This is a genomic window from Variovorax durovernensis (assembly GCF_977011995.1).
This window is the reverse complement of the sequence record NZ_CDRNCW010000002.1, coordinates 554,417-572,393: the sequence shown is the minus strand read 5'-3', so window position 1 is coordinate 572,393 and position 17,977 is coordinate 554,417. Positions and strand designations below refer to the sequence as shown.

General features: G+C 62.1%; 18 protein-coding genes and 1 pseudogene. 13 read left to right on the top strand and 6 right to left on the bottom strand.

The annotated features are described in order from the left end of the window. Positions 1-290: 290 nt before the first annotated feature. On the bottom strand, positions 291-938 hold the full coding sequence (locus tag ACWV14_RS34695; protein WP_454902700.1) for a uracil-DNA glycosylase family protein: 648 nt from the start codon (positions 936-938) through the stop codon (positions 291-293). Positions 939-1,283: 345 nt separating this feature from the next. On the opposite strand from ACWV14_RS34695, the gene ACWV14_RS34690 reads away from it, so the two are divergent. Beyond that, the gene (locus ACWV14_RS34690; protein ID WP_144196309.1) at positions 1,284-2,246 is read left to right on the top strand and encodes a LysR family transcriptional regulator; all 963 of its coding nucleotides are present in this window, start codon (positions 1,284-1,286) and stop codon (positions 2,244-2,246) included. A gap of 5 nt (positions 2,247-2,251) precedes the next feature. Here the strand turns inward: ACWV14_RS34690 and ACWV14_RS34685 are convergent, their stop codons facing one another. The 3 genes from ACWV14_RS34685 to ACWV14_RS34675 all read right to left on the bottom strand — a co-directional run bounded on the left by ACWV14_RS34685 (position 2,252) and on the right by ACWV14_RS34675 (position 6,316). Continuing rightward, complete coding sequence (locus tag ACWV14_RS34685; RefSeq protein ID WP_237677307.1) at positions 2,252-4,066, bottom strand: glutamine--tRNA ligase/YqeY domain fusion protein; 1,815 nt, start codon at positions 4,064-4,066, stop codon at positions 2,252-2,254. A gap of 118 nt (positions 4,067-4,184) precedes the next feature. Continuing rightward, entirely contained in the window at positions 4,185-5,159 is a 975-nt protein-coding gene (locus tag ACWV14_RS34680; protein WP_237677306.1) for a tripartite tricarboxylate transporter substrate binding protein, read from the bottom strand. A gap of 185 nt (positions 5,160-5,344) precedes the next feature. Further along, complete coding sequence (locus tag ACWV14_RS34675; RefSeq protein WP_164546982.1) at positions 5,345-6,316, bottom strand: Bug family tripartite tricarboxylate transporter substrate binding protein; 972 nt, start codon at positions 6,314-6,316, stop codon at positions 5,345-5,347. A 211-nt stretch (positions 6,317-6,527) separates the two neighbouring features. Here ACWV14_RS34675 and ACWV14_RS34670 point away from each other — a divergent pair, with 211 nt between their 5' ends. The 5 genes from ACWV14_RS34670 (at position 6,528) to ACWV14_RS34650 (ending at position 10,831) form a co-directional block, all read left to right on the top strand. Further along, positions 6,528-7,286, top strand: a complete 759-nt coding sequence (locus tag ACWV14_RS34670; RefSeq protein WP_164546981.1) for an IclR family transcriptional regulator — start codon at positions 6,528-6,530, stop codon at positions 7,284-7,286. 261 nt (positions 7,287-7,547) lie between these two features. Further along, complete coding sequence (locus tag ACWV14_RS34665) at positions 7,548-7,889, top strand: helix-turn-helix domain-containing protein (protein WP_455342744.1); 342 nt, start codon at positions 7,548-7,550, stop codon at positions 7,887-7,889. Further along, entirely contained in the window at positions 7,808-8,323 is a 516-nt protein-coding gene (locus ACWV14_RS34660) for an IclR family transcriptional regulator domain-containing protein (RefSeq protein WP_455342743.1), read from the top strand. The genes ACWV14_RS34665 and ACWV14_RS34660 overlap by 82 nt, the downstream gene beginning before the upstream one ends. Before the next feature lie 125 nt (positions 8,324-8,448). Beyond that, positions 8,449-9,726, top strand: a complete 1,278-nt coding sequence (locus ACWV14_RS34655) for a Rieske 2Fe-2S domain-containing protein (protein ID WP_125953043.1) — start codon at positions 8,449-8,451, stop codon at positions 9,724-9,726. 70 nt (positions 9,727-9,796) lie between these two features. After that, positions 9,797-10,831 carry a Bug family tripartite tricarboxylate transporter substrate binding protein gene (locus tag ACWV14_RS34650; protein WP_125953042.1) on the top strand — a complete coding sequence of 345 codons (1,035 nt, stop codon included), beginning with the start codon at positions 9,797-9,799 and terminating at the stop codon, positions 10,829-10,831. A gap of 4 nt (positions 10,832-10,835) precedes the next feature. Here the strand turns inward: ACWV14_RS34650 and ACWV14_RS34645 are convergent, their stop codons facing one another. After that, the gene (locus ACWV14_RS34645; RefSeq protein ID WP_125953041.1) at positions 10,836-11,297 is read right to left on the bottom strand and encodes a MarR family winged helix-turn-helix transcriptional regulator; all 462 of its coding nucleotides are present in this window, start codon (positions 11,295-11,297) and stop codon (positions 10,836-10,838) included. A gap of 63 nt (positions 11,298-11,360) precedes the next feature. Further along, positions 11,361-11,609 (bottom strand): hypothetical protein, encoded by a 249-nt coding sequence (locus ACWV14_RS34640; protein WP_454902701.1) that lies wholly within the window; start codon positions 11,607-11,609, stop codon positions 11,361-11,363. Between ACWV14_RS34640 and ACWV14_RS34635 the strand changes: the two genes are divergently transcribed. From ACWV14_RS34635 to ACWV14_RS34605, 7 genes and pseudogenes are all read left to right on the top strand, one after another. After that, positions 11,503-12,162: a branched-chain amino acid ABC transporter permease gene (locus ACWV14_RS34635; protein ID WP_454902702.1), complete on the top strand. Its 660-nt coding sequence runs from the start codon at positions 11,503-11,505 to the stop codon at positions 12,160-12,162. The two genes, ACWV14_RS34640 and ACWV14_RS34635, sit on opposite strands and share 107 nt — an antisense overlap. Then, positions 12,159-13,424 carry a Rieske 2Fe-2S domain-containing protein gene (locus tag ACWV14_RS34630; protein WP_454902703.1) on the top strand — a complete coding sequence of 422 codons (1,266 nt, stop codon included), beginning with the start codon at positions 12,159-12,161 and terminating at the stop codon, positions 13,422-13,424. The genes ACWV14_RS34635 and ACWV14_RS34630 overlap by 4 nt, the downstream gene beginning before the upstream one ends. After that, positions 13,424-14,371, top strand: a complete 948-nt coding sequence (locus ACWV14_RS34625; RefSeq protein ID WP_125953034.1) for a PDR/VanB family oxidoreductase — start codon at positions 13,424-13,426, stop codon at positions 14,369-14,371. Before ACWV14_RS34630 ends, ACWV14_RS34625 begins: the two co-directional genes overlap by 1 nt. A gap of 49 nt (positions 14,372-14,420) precedes the next feature. Then, positions 14,421-15,575 carry an MFS transporter gene (locus ACWV14_RS34620; protein ID WP_249938021.1) on the top strand — a complete coding sequence of 385 codons (1,155 nt, stop codon included), beginning with the start codon at positions 14,421-14,423 and terminating at the stop codon, positions 15,573-15,575. Positions 15,576-15,812: 237 nt separating this feature from the next. Next, positions 15,813-16,244 (top strand): bacteriohemerythrin, encoded by a 432-nt coding sequence (locus ACWV14_RS34615; RefSeq protein WP_125953066.1) that lies wholly within the window; start codon positions 15,813-15,815, stop codon positions 16,242-16,244. A 419-nt stretch (positions 16,245-16,663) separates the two neighbouring features. After that, positions 16,664-17,137: a universal stress protein gene (locus tag ACWV14_RS34610; RefSeq protein WP_144196071.1), complete on the top strand. Its 474-nt coding sequence runs from the start codon at positions 16,664-16,666 to the stop codon at positions 17,135-17,137. 239 nt (positions 17,138-17,376) lie between these two features. Then, a pseudogene (locus tag ACWV14_RS34605) lies at positions 17,377-17,844 on the top strand (helix-turn-helix domain-containing protein); the annotation flags it as partial. Between the last annotated feature and the right edge of the window lie 133 nt (positions 17,845-17,977).

Sequence of the window (17,977 nt, the reverse complement as noted above, 5' to 3'; positions counted from 1 at the left end):
GGTAGCGCTGGACGACGTGGGCAGGCTCGCCGCAACCCTTGCAAATGGCGCGTGCCAGCTCGGGCTCCAGCCGGCCGCCCAGTCCATGCAGTGTCGAAGTGCAAAAAGGTCACACCGGCATCCCAATCCGCGCCGCTCCAGCAGACTGCTTGGTCCGAAACAGGAAGCGTTTCGTCCGAGCCGCATGCTCCGCAGCGCAGTGTGTACCAGCATCTGTCACTGAAGCTCATGCGAACGGCCCCACCAGATCGGACGCGCCGGGCGGCATGTGAACGCTTGCGCGTCCCGGCTTAAGCCAGCGCATCTGCCACGCGCTGGCGAAGCATCGGAACGATCTCCGTGTCGAACCAGGGATTCTGCTTCAGCCAATTCTGATTGCGCGGCGAAGGATGCGGCAGCGTGATGAACTCCGGCGCATGTGACTTCCATGCGGCGACAGTCTCGGTAACAGTGGCATTTCCGCTTCCGCCGAGGTACTTCGCCAGGGCGTACTGTCCGATGAGGATGGTCAGTCGAATCTGCGGCATCGACGAGAGGATGCGTTCATGCCAAAGAGGCGCGCACTCGGGGCGTGGCGGCAGATCTCCGCTGCGGCCCCGGCCCGGATAGCAAAGGCCCATCGGCAGGATCGCGAACCGCCGCGCGTCATAGAACACGGATTCGTCGACCTCCAACCACTCCCTCAGCTTTCTGCCGCTCGCGTCCTGCCACGGAATGCCGCTTTCGTGAACTTTGAGGCCTGGTGCTTGGCCAACCATCAGTATGCGAGCGGACGGTGACATTCTCAGAATGGGTCGAGGACCCAGCGGAAGATGCGCCTCGCAGACGCGGCAAGCCAGGATTTCGCTCAGAAGTGCCTCAACGCGGCTTGCCGGCGGCCGGGGCAGCGGTTTCGAAAGAGAACGAGGGTCGTTGCTGCAGCGGCGTTGACTGGACATGGCGGTCTGGTTGCGAAAGGATCTTTGTCGCTGCGCGGCGAGGCGGCATCCCAAGCCTACGCTCATCGCGCACGACCGGCAGCGCCTCGACGACGGTCAAGGACGCCCCGACACCTTTGCCGGACGCCCGAACGGACGCCCTCGCGAGAATCTGGCGGGACGCATTGCGATATGCGCAAGAACCGTACGACTTGTCTGGCGGCACACAGGACAATCGACGGGATTTTCACGCTCTTGGCGGAGAGAACCGCGCATAGGGAAGAACAACCAGAGCTGCTCAGTGCTGCAAGGCGCCGTACGGACTGAGAGACTCGGCAATGGAAGCCCTCGGGCCCACGGATGTAGATGACTGACCGTGTTGATGCGATGAACCTGTTCATCCGGGTGGCCAGAACGCGCAGCTTCTCGGTGGCCGCGCGGGAATGCGGCGTTTCGCAGCCGACAGTGTCCCGCGCGATAGCGAGCCTGGAACGGGAGCTCGGCGTTGCGCTACTCGCCCGTACGCCTCGTTCTGTGAACCTAACCGAGGCGGGAGCCGCCTACTTCTCACGCCTCGAGATTGCGCTGAACGCCCTCGACGAGGCCGCTGACGCGGTGCGCGGCTCGGGGGTGTTGAGTGGGACCTTGCGGATCGCGACGTCCTCGAGCTTCGGCCAGCGAGTGGTAATCCCAAGGCTTCCGGGCTTCATGGCGGCGCATCCGCAGTTGCGGGTGACCCTGCAACTAGAAGATCACCGGCAGGACCTGATTTCGCAGGGGATCGACGTGGCCCTGCGCTTCGGCGCGCTGGAGGATTCTTCCGCGGTCGCCCGCAAGATGCGCTCCTGGCCCAGGATCGCAGCCGCGTCGCCCGGCTACTTGGCCAAGGCCGGCGTTCCGCAAAATCCGGCGGACCTTGCCAGCTGCCAGGTGTTCGCCAGCCCTGCGAACAATGGCGCGGGATTGACCCTTCGCAAGGGCAGCCAAGTCGCGTCCGTGAAGGTTGATTGCCGCGCGAACGTATCGACGAATGAGGGGCGCATTGCGGCCGCCGTGGCGGGGATGGGCATCGTGATCTCCACGTCCGGGAGTTGCGCCCAGGAGATCGCCGACGGCGTGCTGGTGCGGGTCCTGGAAGAATGGGATCTAGGCCAAGTCGATCTCCATGCGGTCTACGCGGTGGGACGCCAAGCCAAGCCTGCCGCACGCGCCTTCACCGAGTTTTTGCTGGCTGAACTCGCACGACTCCCGCGGCATCAGCCGCGGCTCGGAAAAGCGGGGTCTTCCGCGGTGGCGTTTGGCAACCCCGGCAGCGCGCCGCCAGACTGAACTGTTCAAGTCTTCTCGATGAAACCGAACGTCTCCTTCAGCGTCGTGACTCGGTTGAACACCAATCTGCCTTGGCTTGGCTCGTGGTCCACCATGTCGGCCACGAAGTAGCCCAGACGCTCGAATTGGAAACTCTCCTCACACGCGACCTCGCTAAGTGACGGCTCGACGTAGGCCGTAACGGAACGGGCACTAGCGGGATTGAGTTCGGTCAGGAAGGAATGGCTGTCGGCGCCAGGTTGGGGAACGGTGAACAGATGGTCATAAAGGCGCACTTCTGCTTTTACGCCGTCGGATGCACCCACCCAGGTGATGGTGCCTTTGATCTTGATGGCCGCCGCGCCCACCGAGCCGCTTTTTGTCTCCGGCAATACCTCGGCGTGGACCTCGACCACCTCGCCTGCATTCGTCCTGACGGCACCCGTGCATCGCACGGCGTACCCGAACTTCAACCGCACGGTATTCCCGGGAAACAGGCGAAAAAAATCCGAGCCGGGCGAGTCGGAGTAATCCCCACGCTCAATCCACAGGTCACGGCCGAATGCAAAGGAGCGCTGGCCGCGCTCCGGTTCTCGGGGATGGACGGGTGCGGAGCAGGATTCAAGATGCCCTGTCCCCATGATCTCGTCCCAGTTGGTGATGATGAGGCGAACGGGGTCCAGCACCGCCATGGCACGAGCGGCCTTCGGTTCCAGGTCGTCCCGCAAGGCGCCTTCAAGGACGGAGTAGTCGATCCAGCTGTAGTCCTTGCTCACCCCGATGCGGTCCGCAAAGAGCCGGAGAGCACTTGGCGTGAAGCCGCGGCGCCGCAACCCGACGATCGTGGGCATCCGTGGATCGTCCCAGCCGTCCACGTGTCCCTCGTCCACCAGTTGCTTGAGCTTGCGTTTGCTGGTGACCACATGCGTTAGGTTCAGCCGAGCGAATTCATATTGGCGCGGCGGCGGAGTGTTGATCAGTCCGCCTTGCGCCAAGTGCAGGAGCAGCCACTCGTAGAACGGCCGCTGGTCCTCGAATTCCAGCGTGGCAATGCTGTGCGTGATGTTCTCCAGGGCATCTTCGATGGGGTGCGCGAAGGTGTACATCGGATAGATGCACCACTTGTCGCCGCTGCTATGGTGGTGCGCGTACTTGATGCGGTAGAGGGTGGGATCCCGCAGGTTTATGTTCGGGCTCGCCATGTCAATTTTTGCCCGCAGGATCGCAACCCCTTCGGCCAGTTTTCCGGCGCGCATCTCCTGAAAGCGCAGAAGGTTTTCGCCGGGACTGCGGTCTCGAAAGGGGCTGTCTACGCCTGGCCTGGCGAAGTCCCCGCGATGGGCGCGCAGCTGCTCCACACTCTGCTCATCGACGTAGGCGAGGCCTGCGTCAATGAGGTATTCGGCCGCGCGGTACATGAAATCGAAATAGTCGCTGGCCTGGTAGACATGGTTGCCGCCTGACGTCTCCCAGTCGAAGCCAAGCCACCGTACGGCGTCCTTGATGCCGGCGACATACTCGAGGTTTTCGTTCTCCGGGTTCGTGTCATCGAACCGGAGGTGGCAAGCGCCTTGGTATTCCCGTGCCAAGCCGAAGTTCACGCTGATGCTCTTCGCATGGCCGATGTGCAGGTAGCCGTTGGGTTCCGGCGGAAAGCGCGTGCGAATTCGAGCCCAGTCCTGGGTCCCGAGGGAATGATGGCGGGCGTCGCCGGGGCTGCCGCCCCAGCGACGCGCCGAGTACGTTTGACGTTCGAGGTCCTGGTTGATGGCTTGACGAAGGAAGTTGCCGGGTGGACCTGCCTGAGTCGAGGTTCGTGAGCGCTGCTTCAGAGACACCATCCTTTCCGCGGGTTCATCGGGTGGTATCTAAGAATGATGACACCGTCAAGTCGCATGCGCAGGCCGGTGGATGGTCCTATCCCTGCTCTGCGAGATCGGGGGGTTGGGCCGGGTCCGATCACGCTTTCCGGCGAAGGCCCAGAAACTCCAGCAGCTCGCCCTCACTCTTGATCTTGTCTTCCATGTACCTGTGGTAAGCCGTCGGACCTAGGTAGTTGACGCGCATGTCGTAGAAGTCGAGCGCGCGAAGCACGCCCTGGTCCTGCATGCAAGCGGCGAAGGCTGCGTCCAGTTTCCGCACGATGGCCGGGTCCATTCCCGCCGGCCCGGCGATCCCGAAAGGCCCGTCGATATTGAAGTGGAACCCGAGTTCACGCAGCGTCGGAACCGTGGGCCATTTTTTGGAGCGCTCGTCGGTACCCATTGCGAGCAGGCGCATCTTGCCCGAGTCGACGTGCTGCGCCCAAGAGCTCGCATCAACCTGCACCATCACGTGGTGGCCGAGGACGGCCTGCAGCACGTCGGCTGGCCGGGCGAATGGCACGAAACTCAGCGAGACTCGCGCCTGCTGGGCGATGCGCTCCATACTCAGGTGCATACCCGTGCCAGGTCCCAGCGCCGCGTAAGTGACCTCGCCGGGATGAGCCTTCGCATACGCAAGCAAGTCCGCAAGCGATTTGAACGGTGAGTCCGCAGGGACTGCGATCCCCATCGTGAAATCCGTCAACATCGAGATGTACGTGAAGTCCTTCAGCGGATCCCATGACGTCTTCTGCATCAGGGGCTGCCGCCCAATCGACATCGCGATGAAGGCCAATGTATAGCCGTCGGGCTTGTCCTTCGCCGCCATCGTGGCCGGACCGAGCGTCCCGCCGGCACCCGGTCTATTCGTGATGACGACAGGTTGCCCGAGCAGTTTGGCGAGCGGGAGTGCAATGGCACGGCCCACCATGTCGACCACGCCACCTGCGCCGTAGCCGACGATCAATTCGATTGGCCGGCTGGGAAAGGCGTCTGCGGCGCCGAATACAGAAGGAACCGCACCGGCCGAGGCCGATACGACGAGCGAGGAAAACTGGCGGCGAGTGAGCATCCGTGTGATCTCCTGGAATTGCGTGAGGTGGTTCGGCCTGCTTGTCCTGTGAGCGAACCGCGTTGCCTTACTGCAGCCGCCGGCCGCGCCGGCCACCAACAGACGTGCTCTTTATGTCCGAAGCGGACATTTGCGCAGGAACCCGGTCTTGTTGCTGCCTTTGACCAGACCCGAGCCGAAGCGGCTCACTCTTCCGGCTTGAAGCCGGAACTCCTGACGATGGGGTTCCAAAAAAGAAACTCCTGCTTCTGCAATGCCGCGAGCTCTGAGGATGTGCTCGGCGCTGAAACCATGCCGAGACCGAGCAGTTTCGTGATCACCTGGGGAGTCATCAACGCCTTCTGAACTGCGGCGTTCAGATCAGCGAGCCGGGCCGCAGGGATGCCCTTGGGGCCATAAAGGCCGTTCCACCCCGGGACAACCACGGGAATCCCTGCCTCCTGGAAGGTCTGTACCTCCGGCACGAGCGTGCTGCGTTCCGCGCCGGCCGTGCCGATGATGCGCAGTTGCCCCGTGCGGTGCTGCTGCAGGGAATCGGCCATGGTCGCGACCATCGCGGGAACACGGCCCGCGATCAGGTCGGGCAGAGCCTGGGCCGAACCCTTGTAGGGAACGTGTGCTCCGGGTGCACCGGCCGCTCGATGGAAAGCGACGCCGACGAAGTGGGGCGTAGTGCCGGCGCCCGCGGACGAATAGATCGCGTTCGCTGGATGCGCAGCGACCCAGCTCACATATTCGGCAAGGTTGCGTGCCGGTGTGCCGGGTCCGACGGTGAGCGCGTAGTCGAAGGTGATCAGGCGGGAAATGGGAGTGAAATCGTCGACAGGGTCGTATCGCAGGTTCTTGTAGACATACGGGAATAGCGTGAGTGAGCCTTGCGGCGCCACCACGAAAATGTCTTCACCGGGCTTTGAGGCACGGACAAGCTCCATCGCCAGTCGTCCGCCCGCGCCGGGCCTGTTGTCCACGATGACCGAGCGCCCTAGAACGTCCTGCAGCGCGGCCGCGACGATCCGTGCCAGCATGTCCGTGGAGCCACCTGCCTGGAATCCCGCGAGGAGGCGAATGGGCGGCTGGGCGTCGGCCCATGCTCCGACGCCCACCATGCTGGCGGCACCGGCGCTCAAGAAATGCCTACGTTTCATGCTGGCCAGCATAGGCGGGGTGCAGGTTGCAGCGCCATCAAGCATGTGATTTCCGCCATATGGTTCTCGTCAGTTGGCGCCATCCGGTGCGCGGGTCGATGGCAGTTCAAGAGCATCGAATATCCCCTTTTTTGTTGTCGGCCTTCACGAACGGATCGTAGGTGCCGCGGCGCGGCCCATGTAATCATGAATGTGATGCTTTGCAGTGAAGGAGGGTGTGCTTGTGACGGTCAAATCAGCCCAGCGCGTGCTGGAGGTGCTCGAATACTTCGCCGCCACCCGCGATCCCGCCACCGTTGCCGAAGTGAGTCGTCAGCTCGCCTTTCCGCAATCGAGCACGTCGATGCTTCTGAGTTCCCTTGAGACGCTCGGGTACCTGACCTACGACGCGGACGACCGCACCTTCCGGCCCACTGTGCGCGTGATGCTACTTGGGAGCTGGATCCAGGACGAGCTTTTCGGCGAGGGCAGCCTGGTCTCGGCCCTGGACGCACTGCGGCGCTCGACCGGCCAGACCGTGATGGTCGGACTGCGTCAAGGCATCCACGTGCGCTCCATCATCGCGCTGCGCGGCACGAGGGCTGACGCCCTGCCGGTTCGCACCGGCACCCTCGCGGCCGTGTGTCTGTCGTCGATGGGGAAAGTCCTCCTCTCACGTGAAAGCGACGCAATGATCCTGCGCATCGCGCGGCATGCCAATGCGGTCGATCCGGTCTCGAGGAACCGCGTGCACCCGCAATCGTTGCTGGAGCAGATACGCGTCTCCGAGGCGCGGGGGTGGGCCGAGTCGCACGAGTTTCCGTCGCCCGGGCACTGCTCGATCGCCGCGGCGCTCCCGGTCATTCCTCGCCAGCCGCTGCTCGCCCTGTGCATCGGCAGCAGCACCGCGATCATGCACCGCGAAAGGCAGGCACTCGTGACGGCCCTGACGCACGCATGCGAAAACTTCGCCCAGATGACCCAGCGTGCGGCTTCCGAATGAGTAAGTGGCTGCCGGACCAGGTACGAACACGTCGCTGACGAAGCACTGTGGCGCTAGCCGCCCTGCCCACGGGGAACACCACCGCGGGTGAACCGCCGCACTAAACCTGTGGCATGCCAGGTCCGCGACGAGATGCCGAACGGCGGCGACTGTGCGGCCGTGAATTCTGAGAGAGAGCGCCCGTGCGTCTCCCGTCTTCCTGATTGGGTTCGACGGTGAAGCCGGGTAGCAGCTACTTACTCCTCGCACAATAATTGGCGCATGGCCTTCAGACAGAGCAAAGATTTCGTGGCATCCCTGGAGAAGGGATTGGACGTGCTGACCTGCTTCAACAGACAGAACGCCAAGCTCACTTTGTCCGAGGTGGCGCGGTTGACTGGAAGCTCGCCAGCATCCGCTCGTCGTTCACTGCTTACGCTGCACGCTTTGGACTTTTTGGAGAGTGATGGGCGGCGGTTCTGGCTGGGGCCCCGGGTTTTGCTGGTGGCGCATGCCTACCTCGCATCCCGCCCCACCCCCAGTTGGCCCAACCGCTGCTCGATGCGCTCTCGGAGCGCACGCGGCAGTCGGCGTCCTTGGGCAAGCTGCAGGATGATGACGTGATCATCATCGCGCGCTCCACTGCGCGCCGCAGCCTCTCCACGGGCCTGGGGATAGGTTCTCGCTTGCCCGCCTACTGTTCCTCCCTCGGGCGCGTGGCCTTGGCAAACCTTCCGCAGACCGAGGCCGCACGGCGAATAGGCGACATGCGGCGCGGGCCTCTGACGCCAAAGACGATCTACGAACTTGCCGCAGTGCTTGAGAAAGTTGATCGGTGCCGCCGCGACGGCTGGACGGGTGCCGATGGGGAACTCGAACTGGGCGTTCGATCCATTGCTGTGCCTGTATGCGGCCAGGACGGCAAGTTCATCGCCGGGCTGAGCATATCGGTCGGGGCAGAGCGGATGTCCATGACCGAGTTCACGCGCACCCTGCTTCCCGTGCTCATGCAAGCTCGTGACACGCTGCAGCGTAGCCTGTTCGGAGCCTGCTCTTAGTACTAGCCCGGTGGCAAGTGAAACCATGCGCCACGCGGCGCATATTTTCGCTCGCTGGCGTTGACAGCTCCTGTTCGTCGCATTAATAATAGCGAATAGCTAGTATTACTCGACGGAGATAGAGCATGTTGACTTCCGAGAACAATCAGATCCTCACCCGCGTCGGCCCTGGTACCGCCATGGGAGGGCTCTTCCGACACTTTTGGCAACCGGCTCTTCTGTCCGAAGAACTGTCCGGACCCGATTGCCCCCCCGTGCGTGTGCGTTTGATGGGAGAGGACTTTGTGGCCTTCCGTGATTCGGCCGGGCGGGTGGGGCTGCTGGACTCACACTGCCCGCATCGTCTGGCCGACCTCTACTTCGGACGAAATGAGGAGGGGGGACTCCGATGCGTCTACCACGGCTGGAAATTCAGCGTGACGGGGGAGGTGCTGGACATGCCCAGCGAGCCCTCCGAAAGCCCGATGCGATGCAACCCGAACGTCCGAGCCAAGGCCTACTCAGTGCATGAGGCTGGTGGGATCGTCTGGGCATATCTCGGGCCCGTGGAATCGATTCCTCCCCTTCCACAGATGGAGTTCATGGGCCTGCCCGCAGCGAACGTGTATGCCTCCAAGTGTCTGATGAAATGCAACTACCAGCAGGCACTGGAAGGCAGCATCGATACGGCCCATTTGACCTTTCTCCACCGGTCGATCGGGCCGATGGAAAAGGATGTGTTCGGGGTGGGCGAGCTGCAGGAATTCGGCGATGCAGACGGTGCGCCCAGGTTCTTTTGCGAAGACACCGAGTACGGAATGAGAATCTCGGCACGCCGCGAGGGATCACCGGACGCCTACTATTGGCGCATCACGCAGTGGCTGATGCCCACGAGCGTCCTGGTACCCACCGGAGACGACCTGGTCTGCAGGGCAAATCTGTTCATTCCCATCGACGACGAGAACTGCTGGTGGTATCGCGTGCGATACCACGCCGGTCGTCCTCTCAGCAGCGAGGAACTTGCCGAGTACAGGCACGGAACACTTGACTACGCGAAGCTGCTGCCGGGAACCTACATCCCGGAGGGCAACCGTGCGAATGACTACCTGATGGACCGAACCCTGCAGAGGAGTGGCTCATTTACCGGTATTCCGAGCGCGCAGCTGCAGGACCTCGCCGTGCAGGAGAGTCAGGGCGCTATCGCTGATCGCACGAAAGAGCACCTCGGTACCTCGGACACCGCAATCGTCAGATGCAGGCGTCGTCTGATCGAGTCGGCAAAGAAGTTCGCCAGTGAAGGAATCGTTCCCGTGGCGGCTGCCCGTGGCGACCTCTACAGACGCAGGGCCGTGGCCATGCTGCTCCCGAAGGACGTGACCGCGGAACAGGCGGGCAGTCACCCGGCCACCGTACCGTCTGCCTGACGCCCTTCAGCGAGCACTCTGACCCCTGCGTCTCAGACGAGCATGGTGTCGGGCGACTCGCCGGCGGTGAGTGGGACAGATCAATCCAACCCTGAAGGACATTACAGTGAAAGTGATTACGAAGTTCGGAACGATCATCAGCATCGCGGCCGTATTGATGGCAACCTGCGGCGCCATGGACGCCCAAGCCCAAGGCAAGGACGTCTGGCCCTCGAAGCCCATTCGCTTTGTCGTGCCCTTCGCAGCGGGTGGCTCCATCGATGTTCTCGCGCGCTTGATGGGGCGGCATCTCGAAACGAGACTAGGGCAGTCGATCGTGGTCGAAAACCGCACGGGCGCCGGAGGCACGGTCGGTGCCGATTTTGTCGCAAGGGCTCCCGCTGACGGATACACGTTCTTGTTCACCGCACAGGGGCCATTGGTCCTCAATCCATTCCTCATGAAGCGGCTCCCGTACAACGCGGAAGCCGCTTTCGCGCCCGTAACGGTGGTGGCCGAGGCGCCGAACGTGTTGGTCACGAACCAGGCGTTTCCCGTCGCCAACTTCTCGGAGCTGCGCGGATTCGCCAAAGCGAATCCGGACAAGATGACCTTCGGTACCCAAGGCGTCGGAACGACCGGCCATGTTACCGGCGAGCTAATCAACCAGCAAACCGGAATCAACCTGACGCACGTCGCGTACCAGGGCTTTCCACCGGCTCTTACGGACGTTCTTGCCGGGCGGGTGGGGATGATGATCGCGGACACCATCAATCTGTTGCCGCGAATCCGTTCAGGTCAGCTGCGGCCGATTGCAGTGGCGTCCGCCAAGCGAAGTTCGGTATTGCCGGAAGTTCCGACATTTGCCGAGGCAGGCTACCCGGAGATCGTTTCAGGACCCTGGTTTGCAGTTCTCGCTCCGGCAGGAACAAAGCTTGAATTCCGCAGAAAGCTGTCGGAAGAAATGCGTCACGTGCTCGCGCAACGCGATGTGCAGGAGAAGCTCACTGAGCTGGGCGTAGAAAGCCGCGGATCAAGTCCCGAGCAGTTCGACTCCTACCTGAAGTCGGAGTTCAAGCGCTGGGGTTCCGTGATTCAGAAGGCAGGCATCACGCTGGGCAACTGAGAAATCATGACGGTATGGATGCCAGAGCTCCGGTCCGATCCTCCAGCACCGACATCACGCGAAAGAAGATCGCTGATTCGTCTGAGGGTATCCCGGCCAAGAGCTCTGCTTCCACAGCATTGATCATGTCCTCCACCTGCCGGTGAACCTTTTTTCCTGAGGGTGTAAGGCTGAGTCGCAAGCGCCTCCTGTCTTCGTGGTCCACGTCCTTCTGCACATAACCTTGCTCGACCAACTTATCAATGGCGCGGGCCACGAAGAATGCGTCCGTGCTTGTGCGCGCTGCGACCTGCTTGGCCGAGACAGGCGCGAACCGGCCAATGACCGCCATGACTCGCCAACTGATCACGGTCAGGCCGAATTCCGCCTTCCACGCAGGCGAAAGATGGCGGGTAATCCGGGCGGCAATCGAAAGGCATCGATAGGAGATCCGGTTTTCAAGAGAGACACGAGCAGCCTTGGACATGCATGGATTGTACGTATCGAACAAGGCCCGGAATCCACTATCGACCCACTGCAAGGTCGGCGCTTATCTTTGCACAAGAAAATCCGATACGACACGGGTTATATGCGTCAGCCAGGCATCGCGCGCGTCTTGCTGCTTCATGTCGAAATCCAAGAAGTTGGACATCGTCGCTGCGTTGGACAGGTAGTAATAGCAGAGCGAGACAATGGTGAGGTGCAGTTCCATTACCGTCACGTCGCGGCGGAAATGCCCTTCGGCCACGCCTCGCGCCAGCAAGTCTTCGACGATCTTCAGTTGCGGGACTGCACTCACGGTCACCGGCGTGACCGGAGGCGAAGACGGCTTATCGATCCCACGGGTGAAATCTTTCAGCGCGCTCTCGCCACGCGAGGCCTACGCCATCGTCGCCGTGGTCACGCTCACCATGTACCTGTTGGCCAGAATGCTGGTTCGCTCCAGCGTCGGTCACCTGCTGCTTGCGATCAAAGGGAACGAGCAACGCGTGCAAGCTCTCGGCTACAACGTTGACTCCGCCAAGTTGCTCGTAACGCTCGTGTCCGCTTTCATCGCGGGCACGGCGGGCATGCTCTACGTGCTTCTCACACGCACGCTGTCTGCCGAACTCGTCGGACCCGCACTCTCGACCGAGGTGGTGATCTGGGTGCTCCTCGGCGGCGTGCAGACCCTCTTCGGGCCGATTGTTGGCGCGGCCGCATTCATGACGCTCAAACAGCTCCTGAGTGCCACGACGTGGTATCCGCTGCTGTTGGGGCTCGTCTTTATCGCAATTGTCCTGTGGGCGCCAAAGGGCCTTGTGTCCCTGATGCCGGCCTCCATTCGACGCACTCCTGGAGGTTCAGAATGAAATCGGAAGACAACTACGAGCTGACGCGAGTCGGAGCCCACACTCCCGCAGGTCGCATGCTGCGCCGCTATTGGCACCCTGTCGGGGTGTCTGCCGACCTGAAGGACACGCCCAAGCTTGTGAAGATTCTGGGCGAGGAGCTGGTCCTGTTCCGCAAGCCTGACGGGCAGTGCGGCCTGCTCGACTCCCGCTGCCCGCACCGGGGCGCCAACCTCGCCACTGGGTACGTGGAAGCAGAAGGGCTTCGCTGCCCGTACCACGGCTGGCTGTTTTCGGTGAGCGGCGCATGTTTGCAGCAGCCCTGTGAGCCGGCGGACAGCCGTTTCAAGGAACGCATCCAGCAAGTGAATTACCCGGTGCAGGAGCTCGGCGGCTTGGTGTTCGCGTATTTGGGCCCTTCGCCGGCGCCTGAGCTGCCGCGTTGGGATGTGTTGGTGCGGGAGGACGGCACGCGCCGCGCGGCGTTTGCGCGCTTTGTTCCTTCGAACTGGCTGCAGCTGGTGGATAACCACCAGGATCCGGCCCACACCACTTGGTTGCACAAGCAGATGCAGCCTTGGCAGGAAACGCCAGAGTGCCACTACTTCGACTCTGCCATCGGCTCAATCGCGGTTGCCGTCCGGCGCGGCCCGCGCGACGAGACCCGCTACGTCCGCGAAGTGCACTTCATCGCGCCCAACGGCATGAAAGTGCCGATCCCCGATCCTGACGAATCAGCATTCAACCAGCCATCGACACTGCGCCATGTGTGGGTGGTACCGATGGACGACTTGAACACCGTCGAGTGGGAAGTGCTGTTCGCCCCTTTCGACGACGACGGTCGTCCCACGCAATTCAAGTACGACGCTGACCCGGCGCTCTACGACATGCCGCGCCCCGTGCCCTACGCGGAATACATCAGGCCGGGCGCAGATGCGTATCCCGACTATGCCAAGGGAGGAGCGCGCGGCGCGACGGTGATCCTTCGACAAGATACGCAGATTCAGTCCAGTCAAGGTGTGATTCAGCCCCGGGAACATGAGCATCTGGCGACGTCCGACCGTGGCGTAATCAAGCTCCGCCGCATCATCAAGGAGTGTATCGACGCTGTTGCCCGGGGAGATGACCCGCGCGATGTCTTCCGCACGCCACCTCCGGACGGGGTGATCCACGTCGAAGTAGCCGAGACGATCGTCTCGGAGGACGAGTACCGACAACTGCTTGAACACGAGAGCCTTGATGCTGCTCGATCCGAGCGAGGCGCCACCGAGAAGGCTGCTTGATGCCAGTCGAAGCTGGAATCGACCTGCGGGTCCGCGCGATGGAGCGCCTGGCGGATGGGATCCTGTCCCTCACACTCGAACACCCGGACGGCGGTGATCTACCGCCGTGGAGCGCAGGCGCGCACGTGGACCTGGTCTTCGAAGGTATTGGTACTGCGCAGTACTCGCTGTGCGGTCCGCTCGGGGCCCGAAGGTGGCAAGTTGCCGTGCTGCATCGGCCAGAGGGGCGAGGCGTTTCACGCCACGTTCATCGTGCACTGCGGCCCGGTGACCGCGTCCGTGTCGGTCTTCCGCGCAATCACTTCCCGCTTCAACCCGCTCCGGGCTACCTGTTCGTCGCTGGCGGTATCGGCATCACGCCTATCCGGGCCATGATCGAAGCTGCGGACTCCATAGGTACGCCTTGGCAGCTTGCCTACTGCGGAAGGAGCCGCGCCGGTATGGCGTTCATGGACGAGCTCGAAGATCGCGCCGGCCGAGTCCGTGTGTTCCCGGCGGACGAAGCTTGCCGACTTCCCGTGGGCAAGCTCCTCGCGGAGACAGCGGCCGCCGCGGAGGTGTACTGCTGTGGGCCCGAGGGACTCATTGCCGCCGTCCAAGCGGAAAGTGAACGGCTAGGGCGCCCGGCGCCGCATTTCGAACGCTTCTCAGCTGCACCTGCGGCTCTTCAAGGTGAGAACAGACGATTCTCTGTGGTGCTGGCCAGAAGCGGCGTTACGCTCGAGATCGGTCCGGGCCAAAGCATCGCCGATGTGCTCGACGCGCGCGGGGTATTCGTACCGACCTCGTGCCGGCAAGGGGTGTGCGGCTCTTGTGAAACGCGGGTATGCGCCGGCCGAATCGACCACCGGGATTCCATTCTGTCCGAGGCGGAGAAGGAGCGGGGTGACACCATGATGGTCTGCGTTTCACGGGCTCGCGACGACCGCTTGACTCTGGACCTCTGAACCCTCGCCTGTGTCCATCCCTGCTGCGGCTGCCATCGGAATCATTGCCGTGGCCGAGTTGTTCTGTACATCGCTCTGGTTCAGTGCCAATGGCGCCGCAGCCGAACTTCTGCGGGGTTGGGGGCTGCCCCCTTCTTCCGTCGGGGCCCTGACGTCGGCTGTGCAGGGCGGCTTCATCTTCGGGACCCTAGCCTTCGCGCTCTCGAATCTGGCCGACAGGGTGCCTGCCAGCCGCATCTTCTTCGTTTCCGGGTTGCTTGGCGCCCTCGCTAACGCACTGTTCGCATTCGGCGGCTTCGGCTTCGCTCCGTCGCTCGCGCTGCGCTTCGCGGATGGTGTGGCGCTTGCGGGAATTTACCCCCTGGGCATGAAGCTGGTGGTCGGGTGGAATCGGGGCCGGACTGCGGACACGCTCGCAGTGCTGGTAGGCATGCTGGTGCTAGGAACAGCCTTTCCGTACGGGCTACGTGCCTGGGCCCCCGGACTAGACTGGCACTCCACCGTCGCGGCTGCCTCGCTGCTGTCTGTCGTCGGAGCCATCCTCGTTTTGGTCACCGGGGATGGTCCCGATGCCAGATTAAACACCGTCGGCGTTCATCCCAGATTGGGCAGTGTGCTGCAGGCATTCCGAGTGCCCGCCTTCCGCTCGGCCGCGTTCGGATACTTCGGACATATGTGGGAGTTGTACGCCTTTTGGACGCTTGTTCCTTTTTTGGTCGCGCCACTGATGCCAGCCTCTCTAGGCCCCGCCGCCAACTTTGGCGTGATCGCAGCTGGTTTCGTCGGCAGCTTGGTCGCAGGCAGGTTGGCGCGTCGCTTTGGCAGCGCGCCCGTCGCCGCAGTCGCACTGTCCGCTTCCGGAACGATTTGCGTGATCTATCCTTTCACCGCGGCTTGGCCAGACTTCCTGCGGCTAGCAGTGCTTGTGTTCTGGGGCGCCACAGTTGTGGCGGACTCGGCGCAGTTCTCCAGTCTCTCGAGCCAGGCCTGCTCCGCAGATCTGATAGGCAGCGCGCTGGCGGTGCAAAACGCGATCGGCTTTGCCATCAGCATCATGTCGATCAGCCTGGTCACTGAGCTGTTCGGCTCAAAAGGAGAAGCGGCCGTGACCTGGCTTGCGCTTGGTCCTGCCTTGGGATTGGTGGCGATGTTCCTGCGAGGATCGACGAAGTTGCGCTGGCCGAAGTCGTCGCGCTATGAATGAAAATGGGGTTCAGTTTCGACGATTCGCGACTGCCTTGTCGCACGAGGGACGAGAAGATGCCAGCCTTGCGAGTCACTGGCGGTGGAACCCCGATGCATGGAAATTCGGCAGATCCAAAATGACTCAGGCGGGATCGTCCAGGAAACATCTGAGCGGCCGGGTGAGACCTAGTGCGTCCGCAAATACGTCCCCGAGGCTGGGCGACAATTGATTCCGACTACCTAACAGACATTCGCTATGAATCATCCGCTGACGCTTGGCGACTCCGTGCTCGATGAGGACCATCTGAGACTTGAGGACCTTGTTCTCCAACTCCGCGATGCACCCTTAGATGAAGTGTCTCGCCGTCTCGAAGCGGTGCGCGAGCACGCCTCAAGGCATTTCGCTCTGGAAGACATTGAGCTAAGGGCCATGGCGGATGGCAACGCCAAGTGCCACTTGGACGAACATGCGGCGGTGTTGAACTCACTTGACGAGGTGATGGTGGTGCTGACTCAGGTCGATGTCGCGGCAGAGAAGAAGGCACTGCTCATCAATCGCCTCGCGACCGAATTGCTCGTGTGGCTGCCGGGGCATGTTCATGAAATGGACGCCGGTGTGGCGTCGCATCGGTCTAAGCAGCGTTTCGGCGGCGCGCCAGTGAAGATCGCGCGGAGGCCGGGCACTTAGCCCACTTCCCACGCTGATCGCTGGAGCTTCGGGCTTCGGTAGCTTCCAGCCCATGTGACGACGCGTCCTCTTCATCACCCAGGCGTTGAATCACCGCGTCCGCGTATCGCGCAGGGTTGCTCCATAAACGAAGGTGCGGCCGCGCCCATGATGTCCCCGTCCGGAAGGCCGTGAAGCAATTCGAACGTTCAGTAGCTGTGGTCCGCGATTAGTACGTTGCGCCTTAAGCACAATCCGAGCGAGCTGCACTCCTAAACCTTCCGAGCTTCCGCCGTCGCGACTTGTTCGACACGCCACATCACGTAGGTCCCGTGTGCGCAGAATCCGGTTGATGTTTCATTTCGTCCAAATCGCGCATCGGCAGCACCTCACTTTCCCGTGTGTTGCGACACTGGCCTCACCGTATCAATGAGTGCGCAATGTACAAGCACATCCTGGTTCCCGTCGATGGTAGTGAGCCATCAAATGGCGCGCTGCGCACAGCGATATCGCTATCAAAAGAGATGGGTGCACGAATTCGCCTGTTGCATGTGGTGGACCGCGCTGTGTACTTGGCCGGCTACGACCCCAGTGGGGGCGTCTCGGCCGATATGTTCGCCACTCTAAGGGACAGTGGGTACCGGATACTCAGAGACGCAGCGACAGCGGCGATCTCGGAAGGGTTGGAGGTCGACCACTTATTGCTGGACGATGCCACCGGTCGGCTAGGTGACCTCGTCGCAAGGGTCGCCCTTCAGTTTGGGGAGGAACTCATCGTGCTCGGGACGCACGGACGCAGCGGTCCAAGCCGTCTCCTGCTGGGTAGTGGTGCGGAGCAGATCATTCGGCTATCTCCAGTGCCAGTCTTGGTTGTGCGCGAGCGCTCGCAAACCGATCTATTTGAAGGCCGCTGAATGATCAGAGACACTTTGAAGGTGTACGTACAAGTGCGGTCTGGCATCAGGGCACCTGTCGCACCAAGCGATCAGTCCCTCGAGCAGCGCGAGCAGGAGCGAGACGCCGGCCTCGCCGCTGGGCCACGCTAATCTGATGCATAGGCAGTTTGTGGAAATCTTCGATCAGCTAGTGTGTTGTCCCTTTAATTCGTAGGCACAGAAAGTGCATGAGTTGCGGCATCCTTGGAGGTGCTGCAATGGCCAACCGATACGCCCGAACGGAAATCAAACTTAGCGAAGCAGAGCGCGAGGAGCTGAGCTCGATGGCGCGCTCGCGCTCGCTGCCCGCAGGACTGGCTCTGCGTGCACGCATCGTTCTGGCGTGCGAAGGGGGCGAGGAGAACATCGTGGTCGCGCAGAACTTGAGAGTAGCGCGCAGCACTGTTGTGAAGTGGCGGGGGCGATATGCGCGTCAGCGCCTGGCGGGCTTGTACGACGAACTACGCCCGGGGCGGCCGCGCACGGTCGATGACGAGCGCGTAGCTGAATTGATCCACAAGACGCTGCACACCAAGCCTGCGGATGGAGGTACCCACTGGAGCACGCGCACGCTGGCAGCCGAAACCGGCATCAGCAAGAGCACGGTCGCGCGCTATCTTCAAGCCTTTCAGCTCAAGCCGCACCGCGTGGAGAGTTTCAAGCTGTCCAATGACCCCTTCTTCATTGGGGTCTCCTCGTTTTCAGTGCAATAAGTGACGGTACGAAAAGCTAGCACTGGCGCGGAGGTGGTGTTGGTAGATCGTTGATTTCATTGACTTTCCTGTTCACTTTCAAATCTGCGATTCGTGGCGTCAAACC

Bases quoted from the DNA above. Each gene is read 5' to 3' on its own strand.
- ACWV14_RS34655 (WP_125953043.1), top strand. From the start codon at position 8,449: ATGTTGACTTCCGAGAACAATCAGATCCTCACCCGCGTCGGCCCTGGT.
- ACWV14_RS34635 (WP_454902702.1), top strand. From the start codon at position 11,503: ATGGTGAGGTGCAGTTCCATTACCGTCACGTCGCGGCGGAAATGCCCT.
- ACWV14_RS34665 (WP_455342744.1), top strand. From the start codon at position 7,548: ATGGCCTTCAGACAGAGCAAAGATTTCGTGGCATCCCTGGAGAAGGGA.
- ACWV14_RS34680 (WP_237677306.1), bottom strand. From the start codon at position 5,159: ATGCTCACTCGCCGCCAGTTTTCCTCGCTCGTCGTATCGGCCTCGGCC.
- ACWV14_RS34695 (WP_454902700.1), bottom strand. From the start codon at position 938: ATGTCCAGTCAACGCCGCTGCAGCAACGACCCTCGTTCTCTTTCGAAA.
- ACWV14_RS34615 (WP_125953066.1), top strand. From the start codon at position 15,813: ATGAATCATCCGCTGACGCTTGGCGACTCCGTGCTCGATGAGGACCAT.
- ACWV14_RS34630 (WP_454902703.1), top strand. From the start codon at position 12,159: ATGAAATCGGAAGACAACTACGAGCTGACGCGAGTCGGAGCCCACACT.
- ACWV14_RS34610 (WP_144196071.1), top strand. From the start codon at position 16,664: ATGTACAAGCACATCCTGGTTCCCGTCGATGGTAGTGAGCCATCAAAT.
- ACWV14_RS34625 (WP_125953034.1), top strand. From the start codon at position 13,424: ATGCCAGTCGAAGCTGGAATCGACCTGCGGGTCCGCGCGATGGAGCGC.
- ACWV14_RS34675 (WP_164546982.1), bottom strand. From the start codon at position 6,316: ATGCTGGCCAGCATGAAACGTAGGCATTTCTTGAGCGCCGGTGCCGCC.
- ACWV14_RS34685 (WP_237677307.1), bottom strand. From the start codon at position 4,066: ATGGTGTCTCTGAAGCAGCGCTCACGAACCTCGACTCAGGCAGGTCCA.
- ACWV14_RS34690 (WP_144196309.1), top strand. From the start codon at position 1,284: ATGACTGACCGTGTTGATGCGATGAACCTGTTCATCCGGGTGGCCAGA.
- ACWV14_RS34645 (WP_125953041.1), bottom strand. From the start codon at position 11,297: ATGTCCAAGGCTGCTCGTGTCTCTCTTGAAAACCGGATCTCCTATCGA.